This window comes from Arthrobacter sp. TmtSoilC79 (assembly GCF_059739405.1).
In genome coordinates this window covers 4,365,353-4,384,710 of the sequence record NZ_AP046051.1, presented here as the reverse complement: position 1 = coordinate 4,384,710, position 19,358 = coordinate 4,365,353, and the positions used below count along the sequence as shown (strand labels likewise).

Below are 19,358 nucleotides of genomic sequence, written 5' to 3'. Positions count from 1 at the left end.
CGCCGTCGTAATGCCGCCGTGGAAGACGAGGGTTGAGCCCGGCAACCGGCCGCGTACAGCCGGAGCAGAACCCTGGCGTTAAGCCCGTCAGCCCTGGTTGATACGGATCATATTGCCGGATGGGTCGCGGAAGGCGCAGTCGCGCGGTCCCCAGGGCTGATCGATGGGTTCCTGGAGAACTTCGGCTCCTGACGCGCGGAGCTTCTCGAACGTAGCGTCCAGGTCATCCGTGGTGAACACCAGCATGGGCATAACACCCTTGGTCAGGAGTTCCTGGATGGCATCGCCGTCGGCCTGTGAACGGCCGGCGTGCGGCGGGGAAAGCACCAGTTCAAGATCCGGCTGGGCGTCGCTGCCCATGGTGACCCAGCGCTGGCCATCCGAGCCGACGTCGTTCCTTACGTCGAAACCCAGGGCGTCGCGGTAGAAGGCGAGCGACTCATCCACATCGTTGACGGTGACATGTGCATACTTCAATGAAATGTTCATGACTCACACGCTATTGCAGCTGTGGCGCGGGCGCTTCTTCAATCCTGCTCAGTCCATCAGGAGCCGAAACCGGAGCCGAAGCCGGAGCCGAAGTTTTGCCCCCATTTCGTTCGGGCCGCGTGTGCTGCTTGGCGATACAGGAAGGCATGGCCTTGACGGCGTGGTGTTCGCGCGAGCGGTATTCGCTGGGGTTGATGCCAACGATTTCCGTGAATCGCGTGCTGAAGGAGCCCAGCGACGTACAGCCGACTTCCATGCAGGCGTCCGTGACGCTGGTGCCCGCCCGGAGCAGGGCCATGGCCCGTTCGATCCGCCGGGTCATGAGGTAGTTGTAGGGGGATTCGCCGTAGGCGGCCTTGAACTGGCGGGAGAAATGCGCGGGGGACATGAGTGCTCCGGCGGCCATGGTGGGCACATCCAGAGGACGCGCATACTCGCGGTCAATGAAGTCGCGGGCGCGCCGCAGATGAGCCAGGTTGGCCAGTTCCTGCGGAGTCATGGCGCCAGTCTACTAGGCTCATGCCCATGGATTCAGTGGTGTGGTCAAAGCCCGAAAGCCAGCGCGCGGGCACTCCGTTGCTGGTGATGATGCACGGTTATGGAACCAGCGAGCAACGCATGGTGGACCTCTTTCCGCATCTTCCCGGCGAGTTCACGTGCGCTGCACTTCGCGGTCCGAAAGTGATCGGCGATGACTACGGCTGGTTCCTGTTGGACTACTTCCTTACCAACGACTTTGCTGATGTGATTGCGTCCACCAACGCGGTGTTCAACTGGATCAACTCGGTCAAGGACAATCACAGCAGCGTTAGCCTGCTGGGGTATTCGCAGGGTATGGCCATGGCCAGTACGCTCCTGCGGTTGCGGCCCCAGGCCTTCAAGGCCACGGTGGGCCTGTCCGGCTTTGTGCTGGAGAACGACCTCCTTGCCCTGAGCGAGTCCTTTGACAGCCCGCCCCCGTTCTTCTGGGGACGGGATAAGGGCGACCCCGTGATCAACGAGGACGCGATCGCCCACACTGCGGAATGGCTGGAAGCCAACGTCGCGTTGACGGCACGGACTTATCCGGGGATGGGCCACAGGATCGAACCGCCGGAGCTGGTGGACGTCAGTGCGTTCCTGAAGTTCTACGTCTTGGGATGAAGTTCTGGGGTGATGTTCCGGGTCGAAGTTACGGGTTGATGTTCTGGGTTTGATCCCCGGATTAGACGGCATCCGGGCTCCCAAATCAATCTCTTGGTGAGATTCGCGTCACAATTTCGCATTCGGCCGCACTCTATTGAATGACAAAATTGTAAGCGCTTACACTTTTGGCTGGTGACCCGGTACGGGTCGCACGCGAAGGCGTTAGGCGAGCGTGGAAAGGGCTGAGGCCGTGTTGCATGGTTAGCACTCACAGGGCGACAATCCAGGACGTGGCCGTCCTCTCCGGGTTGTCCATTTGCACGGTATCCCGGGCCCTCAGGAACCTCCCGAACGTTTCCGAACGGGAACAAGAACAGGCAGCCGGTGCTGCCGCCAAGCTGGGCTACAAGGCTCTGGCTGCAGCGTCCAGGCCGGCGGCCGGCAGGACGGGTTCAGTGGCCATCGTGGCACCCACTGCCACCTCCTGGTTCTTCGCCCAGGCCGTGGAGGCAGCTGAGGAAGTCCTCGGCGACAGCGGCTATGACACGGTACTGATCAGCCTGCGCAACCAGGACAGCGTGCGGCGGCAGTTCTTCGCGGACCTGGGAAAGCTCGCGCAGAGAGTGGACGGGCTCCTCCTGCTCACCATGGACCTGGTGCCCGGCGAGGTGGCCGCGCTGGAGGCGTGCGGACTGGCGATAGCCAGCGTGGGCATGGAAAATGTTCCGTGGGACAATGTAGCTATCGATGACGAACACGCAGCCTGGCAGGCAACCCAACACCTGCTGGGGCTGGGCCATTGGGACTTGGCCGTTCTCTCGAGCAATGAACACCCGGTTGCGACGGAGACTCCACGGTTCCGCGGCTTCAAGCGTGCACTGGATGAACACCACCTCACCGTCCACCCGGACCTTGTGGTGTGTGCGGGGCCAAGCATCGATGACGGCCGGCGGGCAATGACGGAACTCATCGCCCGCGGCGCGAGCCCCACGGCGGTGTTCGCACATTGCGACGAAGCCGCGTTCGGTGCGTTGAAGGCGCTCCGCGAATACGGTTTATCCGTGCCCAAGAACGTGTCAGTGATCGGAATGGACAACCACCCCATGAGCGGGTTCCTTGGTTTGAGCACCGTGGCGCAGCCCGTGGCAGACCAAGGCGCCTTCGCAGCAAACCTGCTGTGCGAACGACTCCTGAATACCGAAACCCCCCACCAGCCCTCCAACCATCTGCTCGATACCAAGCTCATCGAACGCAAAACCACGCGCCACAAGCGCTGAACGGATTACTGCACATGACTGATCTTCGTAATGCCTGGACAGGCGCTTCAGCACTGTTGTTCGACCTCGACGGCGTGCTGACGCCCACTGCCGTGGTGCACGAGCATGCGTGGCAGGAGCTTTTCGATGACTATCTGGCCAAAGCCGGTCACCCGCAGGGGTACCGGGAGAGTGACTACTTCGACCACATCGACGGCAAGCCACGGTTCGATGGCGTGCGTGATTTCCTGGCATCCCGTGGCATCACCTTGCCAGAAGGCCCGGTCCACGACGACCCCGCGAACCAGACCGTGCAGGGCCTGGGCAACCGCAAGAACGCCATCTTCAACGAGATCGTCAACTCCCGCGGTGTAGAACCCTACGAGGGGTCGGTCAAGTTCATCAACGCCGCGCTGGAGCTTGGATTGAAGGTGGCGGTAGTTTCGTCCTCCCGGAACGCGCCGGCTGTCTTGAAGGCCGCCGGCCTTGACCACCACTTCGAGGTGGTGGTGGACGGCCAGGTGGCTGCCGCCGTCGGACTTCCCGGTAAGCCGGACCCGGCCACGTACGTCTATGGCGCGGGCATCCTGGGCGTGCCTGTGGAGGAATGCATTGTGGTGGAGGACGCGGTGTCCGGCGTCCAAGCCGGTGCAGGCGCCAATTTTTACGCCGTGATCGGTGTGGACCGCGGGGCGGGCCGCCAGACACTGCTCGACGCCGGCGCCACGCTGGTGGTCGACGACCTCAACGATCTTCTCTGACCCTACTTTTTCGAAGGACTTCAACCGCCCATGGCACTCATCAGCACCGATCGGCTGCGCTTCCCCTGCGAGCCCTGGAAGCTCGTGGAGAATATCCACGTCCCCGGTGACGAGGGGACGCTGGAAACGCTGTTCGCGCTTGGCAACGGCCACCTTGGCATCCGCGGCTCGCATTCAACAGCGGGCGATTCCGAACTTCCCGGTACGTTCATCAACGGTTTCCACGAGATCTGGGATATCAAGCATGCCGAGAATGCCTACGGTTTTGCCCGGACCGGCCAGCGGATTGTGTATGTTCCCGATGCCAACAACTTCACGGTTTCCATTGATGGCGAAGCCCTGAGCTTGGCGGAGTCTGCCGTGGTTGACTACCACCGCAGCGTCGACTTTTCCACAGGCATCTACGAAGAATCCATCACCTGGGCCTGCCGCTCGGGCGCTACCGTCACCACGGTGGAGCGACGCGCAGTGGGATTCGATTCGCGCGGGTGCCTGGGCCTGGAACTGTCTCTGACGGCTGACCGGGTGGTGTCCGCGGACATCACCTCCGGCATTGTGAACCGTCAGGACCAGCCTGTGGAGGACCACTCGGCCCACGACCCCCGCCGTTCGGGCCGGCACGCCGGGCGTGTGCTGCTGCCCCTGCACCTTCAAGGTGCCGACGGTTCCTTGCGCCTCGCCTGGGAGACCTCCGAATCGCGCCAGCGCGTCGCCATGGCCGTGGACCATTGGATCTCGGCCGAAGGCCAGCCGTTCGAGACCCTGGTGGGCGAGGACGACTCATCCGTCCGCTACGTTCTGGCAATCCACGACGGCGAGACGTTCCGTTTGGAGAAAACGGTCAGTTACGTGGTGGCCGGGTCCTCTGACGCCGAAGACCGGGGCGAAAGCCTGGCGGCCGACGCCGAAGCGAACCTGGTGCCGTTCGCGGACATCCTGGCCCAGAGCAAGGCGCATTACGACGAGTACTGGACCACGGCCGACATCCTGGTCGGTGGCCAGCCAGAAATGCAGCAGGCGGTCCGCTGGGGACTCTTCCAGCTGGCACAGGCCACCGCGCGTGCAGGGGTGGCGGGCATCCCGGCGAAGGGCGTGAGCGGCTCCGGCTACGAGGGCCACTACTTCTGGGACCAGGAGATCTACCTCCTGCCCTACCTGACGTACACCAATCCCCGTGGTGCCCGGAAAGTCCTGGAATCGCGGCACGCCATGCTGCCCGATGCGCGGGTACGGGCCAAGGAACTCAGCGTGGACGGTGCATTATTCCCCTGGCGGACCATCAACGGCCTTGAAGCCAGCGCCTACTACGCGGCCGGAACTGCCCAGTTCCACATTGCCGCGGCGATTGCCTTTGCGGCCAACCGGTATGAGTGGGCCAGCGCCGATGCCACCTTCCGCGACGAACTGGGTGCGGACCTGCTGATCGAGACAGCCCGCATGTGGGCATCGCTGGGTTTCTTCGGCAAGGACGGCATGTTCCACATCCACGGCGTCACCGGCCCGGATGAGTACACGGCGGTGGTCAATGACAACCTGTACACCAACGTGATGGCGCGCTTTAACCTCCGCGCCGCCGCTGCGTTGGAACACGAGGGCATTGCCGACACCGAGCGTTTGGTGTGGCGCCAGGCCGCGGAGCGGATGTCCCTGCCCTACGATCCACACCTGCAGCTCCACAGCCAGGACAACGACTTCATGACACTGGAGCCGTGGGACTGGAACACCCCCAAGTCCAAGTACCCGTTGTTGCTGAACTTCCACCCGCTGGTCATCTACCGGCACCAGGTCCTCAAGCAGGCCGATACCGTACTGGCGATGTTCCTTCAGTGGCAGGACTTCTCAGCCGAGGAAAAGCAGCGAGCTTTCGACTTCTACGATCCCATCACTACAGGCGACTCCACCTTGTCCGCCTGCGTCCAGGGCATCATGGCCGCCGAGGTGGGCTACGGCGACGTCGCGCTCCAGCACTTCACCGAGGCCCTGTTCATCGACTTGGACAACTCGCACGGCAACACGATCGACGGCGTCCACATCGCCTCCACCGGAGGGATCTGGAGCTCCTTGGTCTGTGGTTTCGCGGGCATGCGGGACCAGGGCGAGGTGCTGCGCTTCGATCCGCGCCTTCCCGTGGAATGGGAAGGGCTGTCGTTCCGGCTCAAGGTCCAGGGACGGCTGCTGGCCGTAGACCTGGCACAGGGTTCAATCGGGCTCACGCTCGTCTCCGGACCCGGCTACAGCGACGAACCCCTGCACATTGAGGTGCGGGAACACGTGGTCACCGTGGGCGCCGACACCGTTACTGTTCCGCTCGAAACGGTACCGGTGCCACCGCCGTCGATCTTCCCCAGCCTCTTCCCGACGGCGGGACTTCCCATCATCCGCTAAGGCGCGGGCTGCGTGGGATAACTGTGAACCGGGCTCACTTCGAGGCCAGGTCCATGGTGGTCAGGCGCAGCCACAGCCAGAGCCGTTTCTGCGGATCCGCCAGGTCCAGGTTGAAGTCCTCGGCCAGGCGGGTCACGCGGTACCTGACCGTGTTGTTGTGGACATGGAGTTGTGCGGCCATGGCCGAGATGTTGCCGTTGCTCGCCAGATAGGCGCGGAGGGTGTCCAGGTAGTCTGTTTGCTGCTCGGCATCCCGTGCCTGGATCCTGGCGATCTCATCCGTGCCGTCCAGCCCGTTCTCCTCGATGAACGCCCCCACTTTGATCAGGTTCAATGGGATCTGGAAGTCCTCATAGAGGGCAACCCCCGGCGGATTCCCGGACACCCGTGCGTTCCCACTGCGCGAGTTGCCGGCACCCCGGCCCTTCCCGCTGCGGGTGTGCAGGTTCAGCAGGTGGTTCAGCGTCTGGACTGCCTCGGACCGGGATCGGGGAAGATCCTCAATGCCATCGGCGATGCCCCCTACCGTGGCGATGACCGGGTAGGAGCTGATGGTGTGCGAGTACGCCTGGATTTCCTGGATGATCCGTCCATGCACCGCCCGGGGCGAGTTCCCCTTGCCGCCCGGCAGGAGCGCATAAACCACTGAACCCAGCAGAGCGCTGTGGCCGGTGCCGAACTGGACATTGCACACCGTGGTCACCAGATGCAGGAGCCGGTGGATGTCACGGACGGATTCCAGGCTTCCGGTCTCCGGGCGGACAATCGAAAACGCTGCTACGGCCAGCCCGTTGGCAGTGTCCAGTCCCAGTTGGGCGGCGGCGAACGCGGCGTGCGGAGTGTCGTCCATGAGTGTTCGGATCAGGTCCGCGTTGCGTCGCTCCCCGAAGTCCGAAGCGGAGCGGGCATGCAGCATGTGCAAACCGGCCAGCGGCGCCATCCGGTCCAGTGCGTTAAGCGCAGCCGCCCGGTTTTCCTCGCCGGGATCGATGATCCAGATGGAACCCAGCAGCTCGCCTCCGGCCCGGACGGCGAGCGCAAGGCGGGCCATGCCGTCCTCGGGCGCCGGCACCAGCACCGCTCCCGGGGCGGCGTAGACGATCTTGAAGTCCTGGTCGAACGCCGGAGGGGTGGTCTCTTCCAAGGTGAGCGTAGTGATGCGCCGCAACTCATCGATGGGTTGGCCCGGCAGGGTGGAGTAGCCAAGGATGCGGCCCAGCGGATCCACGATGCTGGCGGCGCCGTTGGTGATGGACGCCGCGGCGTTGGCGAAAGCGTAGAGGTCTCCCAGCCGGACCCCGGCCACTGAGTCGGCCGCGGCACCCATGACGGAGGCCCTTGCCAGTGCCACCAGCCGTGTCCAGTCCGCGTTATCCGGTGCCACCAGCACGGAAAGTCCATAGTCCAGGGCGGCCGAGCGGAGATGCTCCATCTTTGCTCCGTGCGCTTTGACGATCACTGCAGCGGCGTTGCTGTTCGCTGCCCGGTGGAGGAGTTGATCGAAGTCCGGTGAGCCGTAGGTACATCCGACGGCAAGGATGATGCGGTCATCCACGCTGGACCAGTGGTCCAGGGGATCGTACATCAGCACGTCCGATACGGGATGGCCCAGGTTTTCCGGGGTGGGGTTGGCGTTGACCAGGTCCGCTTGCATCAGCTGGATGCAATCGGAGAGCCGTACTGCCGCCTGCTGGATCCCGGGTTGCTGGGCTGCGTCCATAGCTGGACGTTATCACAGGGCTATTTGTGATCTTGTGGAGGATTTCACATATAGAGGACATGAGATCTACGTCACTATTGGGAAAGGAGCTGGGCGGTAAGCCCGGCATGAACCCAGAGGACTCCCATGAAATTCAAAGACATCAAGGCACTCGCCTCGGTGCAGGGACCGGCCCGCTCCACCGGGGAGCGCCTGGCCCGGAAATGCTACAGCGTGGAGGACATGCGGAAGCTGGCAGCCAAGCGCCTTCCCAAAAGCATCTTCGACTACATCGAAGGAGGGGGCGAGGACGAGGTTTCGCTCCGGCGCAACCGGTCCTCGTTCGATGAGTGGTCCTTCCTTCCCAAGTGGGGATCCGTGGACAACCTGGACCTCAGCTCAACGCTCTTGGGCGGACCCGTCTCCATGCCGGTGACCCTCTCGCCCACAGGCGGGACGCGCCTGTTCCACCCCCAGGGTGAGTCCGCGGCGGCCCGGGCCGCGCTCGCCGATGGCATTCCCTACGGCTTGGCCCACCTCAGCACCACCACCATGGAAAATGTCAGTGCCGCTGCGCCGGGCCTCCGCCGGTGGTTCAACCTGGAGCCCACGCCGGACAAAGCGCTGCTGCAGGCCGTCCTGGACCGCGTGTCCGCGGCCGGCTACGAAGCCCTGCTGGTCAACGTTGACTGCCGGGCCATCGGCCACAGGGAGCGGGACTACCGCAACGGGTTTACCGCACCTCCGTCCATCAAACCGAAAACCGTGGTGGAAGGAATGCTGCACCCTGCCTGGGCGCTGGGGTTCCTGGCCAACGACGCCATAGCTTTCCCCAACCTCGATGCCGACATCCCGGAGGGTCCTTTGGCCAGCTCCCCGGACATGTGGCGCACGCTGCTGGCCGGTTCCTACGAACCCACGGACTGGGACGACATCCAGGATCTGCGCGAACGCTGGAACGGGCCGATCATCCTCAAAGGCGTGGTCAATCCGAACGACGTCGCGCTGGCTGTTGCGCTGGGCATCGACGCCATCCAGGTCAGCAACCACGGCGGACGGCAACTGGACCACATGGCCACTGCGCTGGATGTCCTTCCGGACATCGTGGACAGGGCTGCCGGGCAGCTGGAAATCATCGTCGACGGCGGCATCCGCCGGGGTTCGGACGTGGTCAAGGCCCTGGCGCTGGGTGCTGATGCCTGTTCCATCGGGCGCCCCTATCTTTATGGGCTTGCGGCCGCCGGGGAAGCCGGCGTGGCCCATGTCCTGAAAATGTTCCGATCCGAAATCACCCGCACCATGATGCTCCTGGGAGTATCCACCGTTGAAGAACTGCGTACCGAAGGCCGGGACCTGATCCGGCACCGCAATGAAGCGTTCACCCGCACCCAACCAACCCCCAAGGCCGACCCCATGGGCCTTGCACACCTGAGGACTCCCTGATGACGAATGTCTCCGCACCCCGCTGCACCAAACGTGCCTTACCCGTCGTCGTTCTGACAGCAGCGATCATGCTGGCAGTGACGGCTTGCAACCCCGCCGGCAACGCACCGGCGTCGGACTCTTCCGGCGGAACCGCAGCAGCAGGCACAGGCGTGCCCGCGCTGGAAGTGAACCAGGCCGCCGTCGAGCTCCTTCCGGAATCCATCAAGACATCCAAAGTGCTGCGCGTGGCCATCCCCACCAACGAGCAGCCAACCCAGTTCTACCGCGAAGGCACACAGGAAATGACCGGGACCAACCCGGACGTGGCCCGTCTCATCGGCCAGGCATTGGGTGTCAAGGTGGAGATCCAGGTGGCCAACTTCGACTCCATCATTCCCGGCCTGGCGGCAAACCGTTATGACATGACCGTGTCCTCCATGACCCCCACGGAGAAACGCATGGAAGTCCTGGATTTTGTCGACTACATGCAGATCGGCAGCGCGATCGCCGTACCCAAGGGCAATCCCGCAGGCATTAAGGACCAGAACGCGCTTTGCGGCAAGAAGGTTGGCCTGTTGACCGGCTCCTACCAGCTGACCGTCAACGTTCCCGACTACGACGCTGCCTGTGCTGCCGCCGGCAAGGACGCCATCCAGAAGAGTGAATTCCAGGACACCCGGCAGGCGATTTCCGCGCTGGGAAGCGGACGACTGGACACTGTGCTGGCCGACTCGCCCATCCTGAACTTTGCCGCCACCCAAAATCCGCAGATCGAGATTGCCCACACCTACGAGTTCGCTCCCGTGGGGGTGGGCGTGCCGAAGGAATCCGGCCTGGTGAAATCCGTCTCCGCCGCACTGGATGCCGTGATCAAGAGCGACTCATACATCAAGGTCCTTGGGAAGTACGGGCTTGAAACCAGCGCCATCACCGAAGCCCGCGTCAACGTCGCGCAGTAGTTGAATTCGAACCCAGTAGTGAAAACTCCCAAACAAGAGGCAGTGGCTATGCAGCAGCAACCCTCAACTCCAGATACCAAGGATTCCGCAGCAGTGGTTTCCGGTGATGCGATTCCCGTGGTGCCCTTGAAACATCCGGTGCGTTTGGTCCTGGCTGTGGTCCTCGTCCTGGTGGCTTTGGGGGCCGCGTGGGACGTCGCAGTCAACCAGCGCTACAGGTGGGACGTGGTGGCCTCCTACTTGTTCGCCCCGCAGATCCTGGCCGGCGCCGGGCTGACGATCGTGCTCACTGTCGTGTCAATGACGGTGGGTATCGCCCTTGGCACGCTGCTGGCGATCATGAGGCTCTCCGACAACCCCATCCTGAGCACCATCAGCCGCGGCTACATCTGGTTCTTCCGGGGTACGCCCCTGCTGGTCCAGTTGATCTTCTGGTACAACATTGCAGCGCTCTACCCGGTGATTGCCTTCGGGCTTCCGTTCGGCGGACCGTCAGTGGTCCTCGGATCAGCGAACGTCCTGATCTCCCCGTTGGGGGCCGCGCTCCTGGGGTTGTCCTTGAACGAGGCAGCCTACATGGCCGAAATCATCCGTGGCGGCATCGGTTCCGTGGACAAGGGACAATACGATGCCGCCCGTGCACTGGGCATGAGCGGCGGGAAGCTCATGAGCCGGGTGATCCTGCCGCAAGCCATGCGCGTGGTGCTGCCACCCACCGGCAACCAGGTCATCTCCATGCTGAAGGGCACGTCCCTGGTGAGCGTCCTTGCGATCTCCGACCTTCTCTACTCAGCCCAGATCATCTACGCGAACAACTACCAAACCATCCCGCTGCTCATTGTTGCCAGCCTCTGGTACCTGCTCATGACCACCGTCCTGAGCTTCTTCCAAAACAAACTCGAACGCAGGTACGGGCGCGGCTTTGATGCAGCACCGCGACGGATCCGCAAGCCCAGGACAAGGACAGCATGATGACAACGGCCATGGTGGAAGCCCGGGGCGTCCGGAAGAACTTTGGTGTTATCGAAATCCTGAAAGGCATTGACCTCAGGGTTGAAAAGGGATCGGTGACCTGCCTGATCGGCCCGTCCGGTTCCGGCAAGACCACGTTCCTGCGGTGCATCAACCACCTTGAAAAAGTCGACGCCGGACGGCTTTACGTCGACGAGCACCTGGTGGGCTACACCGAGCGCAACGGGAAGCTTTACGAAATGAAGGAACGCCAGACAGCCCGCTCGAGGCTCAATGCCGGCATGGTGTTCCAGCGCTTCAACCTCTTCCCGCACATGACCGTCCTGGAGAACATCATCGAGGCACCGGTGCATGTTCTGGGCCGGCCCCGCCGTGAAGTGGTGGTGGAGGCGCAGGTGCTGCTGGACCGGGTGGGCTTGGGCAACCGCGGCCACTCCTACCCGCAGGAGCTTTCCGGCGGTCAGCAGCAGCGCATCGCGATCGCCAGGGCGCTGGCCATGAAGCCCAAGCTGATGCTCTTCGACGAGCCCACCTCGGCCCTTGACCCGGAGCTGGTAGGCGAAGTCCTGGACGTGATGAAGTCCCTGGCGGAGGCCGGAATGACCATGGTGGTGGTCACGCACGAGCTCGGTTTCGCGCGCCAGGTTGCCGATCAAGTGGTGTTCATGGACGGCGGCGTAGTGGTGGAAAGCGGTCCACCCGAGCAAGTCCTGGGCAGCCCCCAACACGACCGCACCAAGGCATTCCTCTCAAAAGTTCTGTAACCCCCAAACATTTGTCCAGTGTGCGTTCCGCAGCACACGTCCCCTCCGCTTAACGAAAGGCATCACCAACATGACGCGTCAACAGGTGGTCACCGACCTCGCACCCAGCCCGGCCGGCCCTTACTCCCAGGCCATCGTGGCCAACGGATTCCTGTACACGGCCGGCCAGACGCCCCACGATCCCACTACGGACGAGCGCGTAGGAATCACCATCGAGGAACAGACCATCCGGGCCATGGAGAACCTGGCCAAAGTACTTGGCGCGCACGGCCTGGACTTCTCCCACGTGGTCAAAGCCACCGTGCACCTGCATCACCCACGCCGTGACATCGACGGCTTCAACGCCGTCTACGAAAAGTACGTCGTTGCCCCTTACCCGGCGCGGACCACCGTGGGTTCGTTCCTGGGAGACTTCCTGGTGGAGATCGACGTCGTAGCGGCCCTCCCGTAACCGACCACCCCCGCCGGAGGTACCAGGCGGAGGTACCAGGCGGAGGTACCAGCCGGGGGTACTTGCGGGGGTATTTCAGCACCTTTCACGCGGCCCCGTCCGATGCCGGACATTGCGCATTGGGCGGGGCCTTCCTTGAATGCGCCCTCATCAGGGCTGCAGAACAGCAGTTCCCTCCAACCCTGATCCATGCCTCCCTACCCTGAAAGGCCGTCATGTCCGCCCAAGCCCTGCCCTGCCCAAACCGCGGTGACCCTGCTTCCGCCCAACCATTGAACGACCAACAGTTGCTGGCATTGGTTCGTGGCGGTGACGTTGCCGCCTTCGGCGAACTGTTCATCCGTTACCGGCGGGTGGGAGGTTTCGTGGCCCGCGCGGAATCAGACAACCCCAGCGATGCCGCAGACATTGTGGGCGAAGCGTTCGCCGCCGTCTTCCAAGCGATCGTTGAGGGCCGCGGTCCGGTGGAGTCGTTCCGGTCCTACCTGTTGACCACAATCCGGCGGATGGCCCACCGGAAGAACCAGAAAGCAACAAGGCTGGTCCTGATCGACTCGGGTACCGTGGATGCCTTTGCTTTTTCCGGCGACGACCACGTCCTTGGGACCCACGAGTCCATCATTTTGGTGCGTGCTTTCCGCGAGCTGCCCAGGCGCTGGCAGGACGTGCTCTGGTACGTCGACGTCGAAGGACTGAAACCCGCGCAGGCTGGTCCGCTTCTTGGCCTGACCCCGAATGCGCTCTCCGCCTTGGCCATACGGGCGCGCGAGGGCCTCCGCCAGATGTACCTGCAGAAGCACGTCGGCCAGGCCACTGTCCAGTCCTGCACCGAATACCTGCGGTATCTGGGCAGGTATGTTAGAAACGGACTGCGCGGAAACGCCCAAGCCAGGGTGCGGGAGCACACTGAACGCTGCGCCCACTGTTCAGCCGTCCTCGCGGAACTCGGCGAGCTTCAGGCGTCCATGCGGACCACCGCAAATAAGTAGGCGGAGCAGCGCGTGCCGTGACGTGGAGCAGTCCATTCCGGCAGGTACCAATGCCCGTACTAGGCGACGTCGGAGCTGATGTGATCCCCGCCGGCAGACGGATCCCCACCGGCAGGCTGGTCCAAATCAGCCGGCCGGCTCCCGTCGGCGCCCTGGACCCCCACTACGCCCTGGACCCCCGCTACGCCCTGGACCCCCACTAAACGTCGGCGCTCCAGCTCGCAGTTGATCAGGTCCAGCAGCGCCTGTGCCGGTTCGGACAAGTGATGTGTATCCGGTGAGCCGAGCTGGTCGCAGTGAATGAGGACGTGGCGGATGCGTTCCAGTTCACGGGACGGCACCAACGGCCAGCGGTGGAACAGCTGCCGGACTGCTATCGCTCCAAGGAGGGCATCGGGCTTGTTTGCCGCGTTGTGGTTTCCGTGCTGTGCAGCGGCTCGTCGTCTGGCGATACTGGCTGCCGAGAGCGCAACGCCGTGGGCCATGAGATTCTCGGCCTTGAGTGAATTCGGGGCCATGGGGGACCTCCCCGGGGTAGAGCGAAGGAAGCCGTTGCCTGACTACGAAATCAGCTTACAGAATGTGAGTTATGTCATGTCAATCATTACGTAAGGCTGCCGTCGTCGTGATCTACAATTCCGTTCCGCGGGCTGTTGCGGCGGGCTTGTGATGAGGTCCAGGCGTGGCACCATTCCTACGGCCCGAATCCCACGTTGGCGACCAGTGAAGCGACCCGGCCTGCGTCAAAAGCCGCGCCGGACCGCCGTTTTGTCTTGATCGAAGTGATACCGGGCCCGGCGGAGAAAGCTGCCGAGCGCCTCTGTTTCCGACTCGGTACGAAGTATTGAGAAGTCCATGATCCCAGCGCGCTCGTCAGTGTCCCACACGCGCCAGCCCGTGCCGTCGCGATCGATCCAGGCCGAACGTTCGGCGCGGCCGGTCCGACCGAACCAGTTCGCAGTTGCCACGCGAACTGTGGCCAGATATTCCGCTACCCTCGCCATGGTCAGGGATTCGGGGTCCGCCAGCAACTCGTCCAAGCCGTGCAGGTAGTGCAGCTCTTGATTGTGCATGATCCCAGTATCGTTCGGTTTGCGGTGGGATCTGGTCATTGCCTGCTGCCAACCAACGTGCCGGAGCGCGTCGGCGGGTCGGCCTCGGATTCAAAATCAATGAATACATAGTGGAGCAATGAGCCGCGCCAACCGAACCGCTACCCAGGCTGCCCTGATTGCCGTTATCCTTCTGTCGCTCGTCTCGTGTGCCGCTCCGGTGCCATTGCCCGAGGCGTCCTCACAGTCCATCCCACACGACGCGGACAGTGGACAGACCATCGCCGAAGCCCGCGGGGCCATAGATGCCATCCCCGGAATTTCGGTCACCAGCTTTACCGGCGGAGGGCCGCCGAACGTGAAGGGAAACACCGGGTACGCCGTGGCGTTCGCCATTGAACCCGGATACACCCTCGTCTACGGCGACTTGCTCATCGACTACATCATCCGCAACGTTTGGGCTGTGGGGGAAGGCTACATGCCGAACACCCAGATCCAGATCAGCGCGAGTACCGCTGACGGGGAGCCGTTTTTCGACCTTGCAGCCGCAGCTGTTGGCTCGGCCTGGGTCAGCCCGAAGACCTCGGCCACTCCGTCGCAACACAGCACCGTCATCATCCCACTCAGCGCTGACGACCCCGAAGGGGCCCGGAACCTCATGAACTTCAAGCGTGACGGTTCCTGGCCGGGCGTCATCCCGAAACCCCTCCCGGACCGCATCACCCGCTTGGAAACCGGCCCCGCGCCGGCGGGATGAATAACCATTCCTGGTGTGGCCCAGCAGGCAGAAATCGGCGCCGGCGCCCGCGATGCGGCGCCGGCGCCGTGCAGCTAGCCCAAGTGGACGTGCGGGGTATCGCCTGTTCCGCTGAAGGTTTTACGAGCGATCCTGATCAGGAGGAATGCGATCGGTACGATCAAAACCGCTACGCCGGCCGCCCAAAGGAACACCATCGAGTAGCCCGCGGTCAGCGCTGCCAGGGGCTCACCGCCGGCGGCCACGGTGGCTGCGGCTGCGATGGCGCTGAAGAGTGCGATGCCCAGCGAGCCGCCAATCTGCTGTGACGCGTTGACCAGGGCGCTGGCCACTCCGGCGTCGTCCTTATCGACGCCGAAGAGGGCGAGGTTCTGCATGGGGACAAAAACCAGGCCCAGCCCGATGCCCATCAGGATCAACGCAGGCAGCATGTTTACCGCATACGTCCCATCCGGCGTGACCTGGGTGAGCCACAGCATGGCTGCGGCCATGAAGACCGGACCAAGTGCGCTCGGGATTTTGGCGCCCAGCTTTGGCAGGTTTTTCGCAACGATGCCCGCCGTGATGATCAGCACCACTGTCATGGGCAACGACGCGATTCCGGCCGCGAACGGCGCGAAGCCCAGGACAATTTGGAGATAGAAGTTGATAAAGAGGATGCCGCCGATCAGTACTGCACCGGCGAGGAAAGAGGCCAGGAAGGCAGCGGCGCGGTTGCGTTCGGTGGCCACGTGCAGCGGCAGCAGGGGGTTCTTGACCTTGCGCTCGACGGCGACGAACAGGACCAGCAACAGCACACCTGCCGCGATGAAGCCCCAGGATTCCACTGCACCCCAACCGTGCTCGGCGTTGGCGAAGCCGTAGACCAGGGAGCCCAGGCCCAAAGCGGCAAGAACGACGCCGGGCCAGTCGTATTTGGTGGAACCTCCGGCTTTGCTTTCACCCACCAAAGTCCACACGCCGATCAGCGCGATGATCGCGATGGGGACATTGACGAAGAAGCACCACCGCCATGAGACGAACTCGGTCAGGAAGCCGCCCAGCAGGACACCCACCGCTGCGCCGACGCCACTGATGGATCCAAAGATGGCGAAGGCGGTACCGCGGTCCTTGCCGCCGGGAAAGGCCACCGTCAGGAGCGCCAGGGCGGCCGGGGCGAGGAGCGCTGCAAAGATGCCTTGCAGGGCGCGGGCACCGATCAGTTCCCAGGGCTGCTGGGCCAGACCTCCGATGAGCGATGCCACTGCGAAGCCTGCTGAGGCGGTGATGAAGGTCCGCTTCCGTCCCCAGAAGTCGGAGATCCGCCCGCCCAGCAGCAGGAAGGCGCCGAAAACCAGGGCGTAGGCCGTGACCACCCATGAGCGGGTGGAGTCGCTGATGCCCATTTCCAGCTGGAGCCGGGGGAGCGCCAGGTTCACGATGGTGCCGTCCAGGACCACCATGAACTGGGCGAGGGCCAGGAAGGGGAGGGCCCGCCAGCCGATGCTTTTGCTGTTTTTCCCGCCCGGCTGGGTCCCGTTGCTTGTTGGGGCTTGAGTGCCCGATGTCCCCAGTACTTGTGATGCCACGCGTCACCCATTCTTGAAAGTAGTAATACTTATAAAAGTATAAATACCTTGAGATGCAGGCGTAAGCGATCAGACAGTGAGATGCGTCCCAGTTCCATCAAAGGCAGGCACCTTACTAGGATGGGGAAAACCGCAGGCGGGAAAGGGTTGGGATTTATCGTGGGGGAACAACCGGAAGCGGGTCGGGATGCCCGGAAGGCTAACCGCGCCGAACTGTGGCGGGCCTTTGCCTTGCCTGCTGTGATTGGTCTGGCAGTCCTTGGAATTGCGGCAGTGAACTTCGCAAATGGCCTGACGGAAAAGCAAGCCCAAACCGCATCCGGGTTGAAAGCCTGCGAAGTCCTTCCCCGTGCTGCCCTCGCTCCGGAGTCCGGCGCACTGTTCGGCGTAAACCTGGACTGGCATAACAAATCGCTGGCCGATTTCGCCAAGGACCTGGGCCAAAAACCGGCAGTCAGCGTCTCGTTCACCGGCTTTCCGCTGACTACCAAGGACGAGGATGATCTCCGGCGGGCAGTAGAACAGATTCGGGCCGACGGCCAGATGATGCTTTTGACGCTGGAACCGCACAATGGACTTGCCACCATCACTGAGGAAACCGCCGCAGCCTTGGCGAAGGACCTCGCCGAATTCAACGACGACGGTGTCCCCGTCATCGTGCGGTTCGCCCACGAGATGAACGGTTCCTGGTACGCCTGGTCCCAGCAGCCCCAAGCGTATAAGGAAGCTTTCCAGACGCTTGCCAACGCCGTGCACTCCACCGCGCCGGGGTCGGCAATGATGTGGGCGCCCAACTACGGCGGCGGCTACCCCTTCGCCGGAGGGCAGTTCGAAGCCAAACCAGGCACGCCGGAATTTGCCGCCCTGGACACCAACGGCGACTCCGCACTGACCATGGACGATGACTCCTACGCGCCCTACTACCCGGGCGATGACGCTGTGGACTGGGTCGGCATGTCGCTGTACCACTGGGGCAACACATATCCATGGGGTGAAAATGAACTCCCCGAACCCCGCAAGTTTGCCGACCAACTCACCGGAAACTACCGCGGTGCCAATGGTGATGACAGCCTGCTCCCGGATTTCTACGGCGTATACGGCACCCAACGTGGCAAACCCGTGGCTATCCCTGAGACGGCCGCCCTCTTCGCACCATCAGCCGGTGGCGAGTCCGAAGCCGCCATCAAGGAAGCGTGGTGGAGCCAGCTCTTCAGCCCCGGGACGCATCAGCAATTCCCGCAACTCAAGATGATCAACTGGTTCGAGTGGGACAAGGAGGAAGTGGAAGTAAAGGGCCGGGTGGATTGGACCGTAACCAACGCGCCCGGGATTCGTGATTCCTTTACCGCAGCGCTCCCGGACTGGTTCCGCTTCGGTCCCGGGGAGGCGTGCCAACCCCGGCAGTGACAACTGGCGCAGGCGTCTGTTCAGGCTCGGCCAGGAACGACGCCAGCCGCTCCAACGCCGGGAGGCTCGCCGCGATCTGCTCCCGTTCTTCCGGAAGCAGGCGGGCGCTCGCGGCGTTGAGGGCGTCCGCCCAAGAACCCTCCAGGAGCGATTTGATCCGCCGGGACTCGTCTGTTGGGTGGAGGGAGACGTAACGCTTGTCCGTGGCATCCTTGACCCGGGTGACCATCCCGACCGCCACAAGCTCGCGCAGTTGCGAGCTCACGTTGCTCAGCTGCCTGCCGAGCCGGGCCGCTACCTCGGCAACGGTGATGCCCGGATGCGATTCAACAACCCGCAGTATCTCGAGCATGCCGTTCGAAATGGGAGGCAGGCCGGTCTCGTTGAGCGACTTGCGCCGGATGTCGGACGAGATGTCGATCATGCAGGCGGCCAAGGCCTTATGGTCCACGGTCTCTTTTCCCATTCCACAAGCATAGGTGGGGGTGGACCCCTTCAATCTGCCCGCCGTCGCCTGCGATACTCGCAGCATGATCAACCAGCAACAACTCTGGGACCACCATGCCGCAAAGCAGTACGACACTCCCGACGAGGGAATGTTCTCCCCTGGGGTGCTTGGTCCCACTGTAGAGGTCTTGTCGGAACTTGCGGCGGGCGGTCCCGCCGTCGAATTTGCCATTGGTACCGGACGGGTTGCAATACCGCTGCAGGAAGCGGGGGTGCCGGTCAGCGGTATTGAGTTATCCCACGCGATGATCGCGAGCCTGCGCGAGAAAGTGGGGGAGGAACGCATCCCGGTGGTCCAGGGCGATATGGCCGAGGCTTCGATAGGTGCCGATTACACGTTGGCATTCCTGGTTTTCAACACCATCGCCAATCTCCTGACACAGGAGGAACAAGTCCGGTGTTTCCACAACGCCGCCCGCCACTTGGCACCCGGCGGCCGGTTCGTCGTCGAGCTCTGGGTACCGCAGTTGCGTTCACTGCCGCCCGGGCACGGCGGGACAGTGGAAGTGAGCCGGCCCGGGTACCTCCTTGTGGACACCTATGACGTTCTTCGGCAGCACGTCATCTCACACCACGTGCAGTTCGGCCCCGAACTTTCGGACGGGCGCGAAGCACAGATCGGGCGGACTCCACACCGTTACATCTGGCCGGCCGAACTCGACCTCATGGCGCGGATAGCCGGATTTGAGCTCGAATCCCGCTGGGCCGATTGGGACCGCAGCGAGTTCACTGCAGAGTCCCGCAGCCACGTGTCCGTGTATCGGCTGCCTGACCAGCGGATGACCTGAGCGG

At 63.2% G+C, this 19,358-nt stretch carries 20 protein-coding genes; 13 read left to right on the top strand and 7 right to left on the bottom strand.

Features of this window, described 5'->3' with window-relative positions; genetic code table 11:
* Positions 1 to 87: 87 nt before the first annotated feature.
* Together AC6JA3_RS20105 and AC6JA3_RS20100 are read right to left on the bottom strand one after the other, a co-directional pair.
* Positions 88 to 489, bottom strand: a complete 402-nt coding sequence (locus tag AC6JA3_RS20105; protein WP_497920551.1) for a VOC family protein — start codon at positions 487 to 489, stop codon at positions 88 to 90.
* Positions 490 to 499: 10 nt separating this feature from the next.
* Positions 500 to 988: a helix-turn-helix transcriptional regulator gene (locus AC6JA3_RS20100; protein ID WP_223944423.1), complete on the bottom strand. Its 489-nt coding sequence runs from the start codon at positions 986 to 988 to the stop codon at positions 500 to 502.
* A 26-nt stretch (positions 989 to 1,014) separates the two neighbouring features.
* Between AC6JA3_RS20100 and AC6JA3_RS20095 the strand changes: the two genes are divergently transcribed.
* From AC6JA3_RS20095 to AC6JA3_RS20080, 4 genes are all read left to right on the top strand, one after another.
* On the top strand, positions 1,015 to 1,632 hold the full coding sequence (locus AC6JA3_RS20095) for an alpha/beta hydrolase (RefSeq protein WP_091552771.1): 618 nt from the start codon (positions 1,015 to 1,017) through the stop codon (positions 1,630 to 1,632).
* Positions 1,633 to 1,871: 239 nt separating this feature from the next.
* A complete protein-coding gene (locus tag AC6JA3_RS20090; protein WP_497920550.1) occupies positions 1,872 to 2,891 on the top strand; it encodes a LacI family DNA-binding transcriptional regulator in 1,020 nt (339 codons plus the stop codon).
* Between the two features lie 14 nt (positions 2,892 to 2,905).
* A complete protein-coding gene (locus AC6JA3_RS20085) occupies positions 2,906 to 3,631 on the top strand; it encodes an HAD family hydrolase (protein ID WP_497920549.1) in 726 nt (241 codons plus the stop codon).
* Positions 3,632 to 3,661: 30 nt separating this feature from the next.
* Positions 3,662 to 6,016, top strand: coding sequence for a glycoside hydrolase family 65 protein (locus tag AC6JA3_RS20080; protein WP_497920548.1), 2,355 nt, complete (start codon positions 3,662 to 3,664; stop codon positions 6,014 to 6,016).
* Positions 6,017 to 6,050: 34 nt separating this feature from the next.
* On the opposite strand, the gene AC6JA3_RS20075 is transcribed toward AC6JA3_RS20080, so the two are convergent.
* Entirely contained in the window at positions 6,051 to 7,736 is a 1,686-nt protein-coding gene (locus AC6JA3_RS20075; RefSeq protein ID WP_497920547.1) for a PucR family transcriptional regulator, read from the bottom strand.
* A gap of 126 nt (positions 7,737 to 7,862) precedes the next feature.
* Here AC6JA3_RS20075 and AC6JA3_RS20070 point away from each other — a divergent pair, with 126 nt between their 5' ends.
* From AC6JA3_RS20070 to AC6JA3_RS20045, 6 genes are all read left to right on the top strand, one after another.
* Positions 7,863 to 9,158, top strand: coding sequence for an alpha-hydroxy acid oxidase (locus tag AC6JA3_RS20070; RefSeq protein WP_026542149.1), 1,296 nt, complete (start codon positions 7,863 to 7,865; stop codon positions 9,156 to 9,158).
* On the top strand, positions 9,158 to 10,099 hold the full coding sequence (locus AC6JA3_RS20065) for a transporter substrate-binding domain-containing protein (RefSeq protein ID WP_026547402.1): 942 nt from the start codon (positions 9,158 to 9,160) through the stop codon (positions 10,097 to 10,099). The genes AC6JA3_RS20070 and AC6JA3_RS20065 overlap by 1 nt, the downstream gene beginning before the upstream one ends.
* Before the next feature lie 48 nt (positions 10,100 to 10,147).
* Complete coding sequence (locus AC6JA3_RS20060; RefSeq protein WP_043432735.1) at positions 10,148 to 11,071, top strand: amino acid ABC transporter permease; 924 nt, start codon at positions 10,148 to 10,150, stop codon at positions 11,069 to 11,071.
* Positions 11,071 to 11,835 carry an amino acid ABC transporter ATP-binding protein gene (locus AC6JA3_RS20055; RefSeq protein WP_026542147.1) on the top strand — a complete coding sequence of 255 codons (765 nt, stop codon included), beginning with the start codon at positions 11,071 to 11,073 and terminating at the stop codon, positions 11,833 to 11,835. The genes AC6JA3_RS20060 and AC6JA3_RS20055 overlap by 1 nt, the downstream gene beginning before the upstream one ends.
* 70 nt (positions 11,836 to 11,905) lie before the next feature.
* On the top strand, positions 11,906 to 12,286 hold the full coding sequence (locus AC6JA3_RS20050) for a RidA family protein (protein ID WP_223944428.1): 381 nt from the start codon (positions 11,906 to 11,908) through the stop codon (positions 12,284 to 12,286).
* Between the two features lie 215 nt (positions 12,287 to 12,501).
* Positions 12,502 to 13,275: a sigma-70 family RNA polymerase sigma factor gene (locus AC6JA3_RS20045; protein ID WP_497920546.1), complete on the top strand. Its 774-nt coding sequence runs from the start codon at positions 12,502 to 12,504 to the stop codon at positions 13,273 to 13,275.
* A 59-nt stretch (positions 13,276 to 13,334) separates the two neighbouring features.
* On the opposite strand, the gene AC6JA3_RS20040 is transcribed toward AC6JA3_RS20045, so the two are convergent.
* A complete protein-coding gene (locus AC6JA3_RS20040) occupies positions 13,335 to 13,793 on the bottom strand; it encodes a hypothetical protein (RefSeq protein ID WP_497920545.1) in 459 nt (152 codons plus the stop codon).
* Between the two features lie 225 nt (positions 13,794 to 14,018).
* Positions 14,019 to 14,348, bottom strand: a complete 330-nt coding sequence (locus AC6JA3_RS20035; RefSeq protein WP_026547404.1) for a hypothetical protein — start codon at positions 14,346 to 14,348, stop codon at positions 14,019 to 14,021.
* 118 nt (positions 14,349 to 14,466) lie between these two features.
* Here AC6JA3_RS20035 and AC6JA3_RS20030 point away from each other — a divergent pair, with 118 nt between their 5' ends.
* On the top strand, positions 14,467 to 15,084 hold the full coding sequence (locus AC6JA3_RS20030; protein ID WP_026547405.1) for a hypothetical protein: 618 nt from the start codon (positions 14,467 to 14,469) through the stop codon (positions 15,082 to 15,084).
* A 74-nt stretch (positions 15,085 to 15,158) separates the two neighbouring features.
* Here the strand turns inward: AC6JA3_RS20030 and AC6JA3_RS20025 are convergent, their stop codons facing one another.
* Entirely contained in the window at positions 15,159 to 16,652 is a 1,494-nt protein-coding gene (locus AC6JA3_RS20025; protein ID WP_026547406.1) for an MFS transporter, read from the bottom strand.
* Positions 16,653 to 16,808: 156 nt separating this feature from the next.
* Here AC6JA3_RS20025 and AC6JA3_RS20020 point away from each other — a divergent pair, with 156 nt between their 5' ends.
* Positions 16,809 to 18,059, top strand: a complete 1,251-nt coding sequence (locus AC6JA3_RS20020) for a glycoside hydrolase family 26 protein (protein WP_432416462.1) — start codon at positions 16,809 to 16,811, stop codon at positions 18,057 to 18,059.
* On the opposite strand, the gene AC6JA3_RS20015 is transcribed toward AC6JA3_RS20020, so the two are convergent.
* A complete protein-coding gene (locus AC6JA3_RS20015; RefSeq protein ID WP_081733579.1) occupies positions 17,995 to 18,525 on the bottom strand; it encodes a MarR family winged helix-turn-helix transcriptional regulator in 531 nt (176 codons plus the stop codon). The two genes, AC6JA3_RS20020 and AC6JA3_RS20015, sit on opposite strands and share 65 nt — an antisense overlap.
* A gap of 64 nt (positions 18,526 to 18,589) precedes the next feature.
* Between AC6JA3_RS20015 and AC6JA3_RS20010 the strand changes: the two genes are divergently transcribed.
* Positions 18,590 to 19,354, top strand: a complete 765-nt coding sequence (locus tag AC6JA3_RS20010; protein ID WP_497920544.1) for a class I SAM-dependent methyltransferase — start codon at positions 18,590 to 18,592, stop codon at positions 19,352 to 19,354.
* Positions 19,355 to 19,358 lie beyond the last annotated feature (4 nt).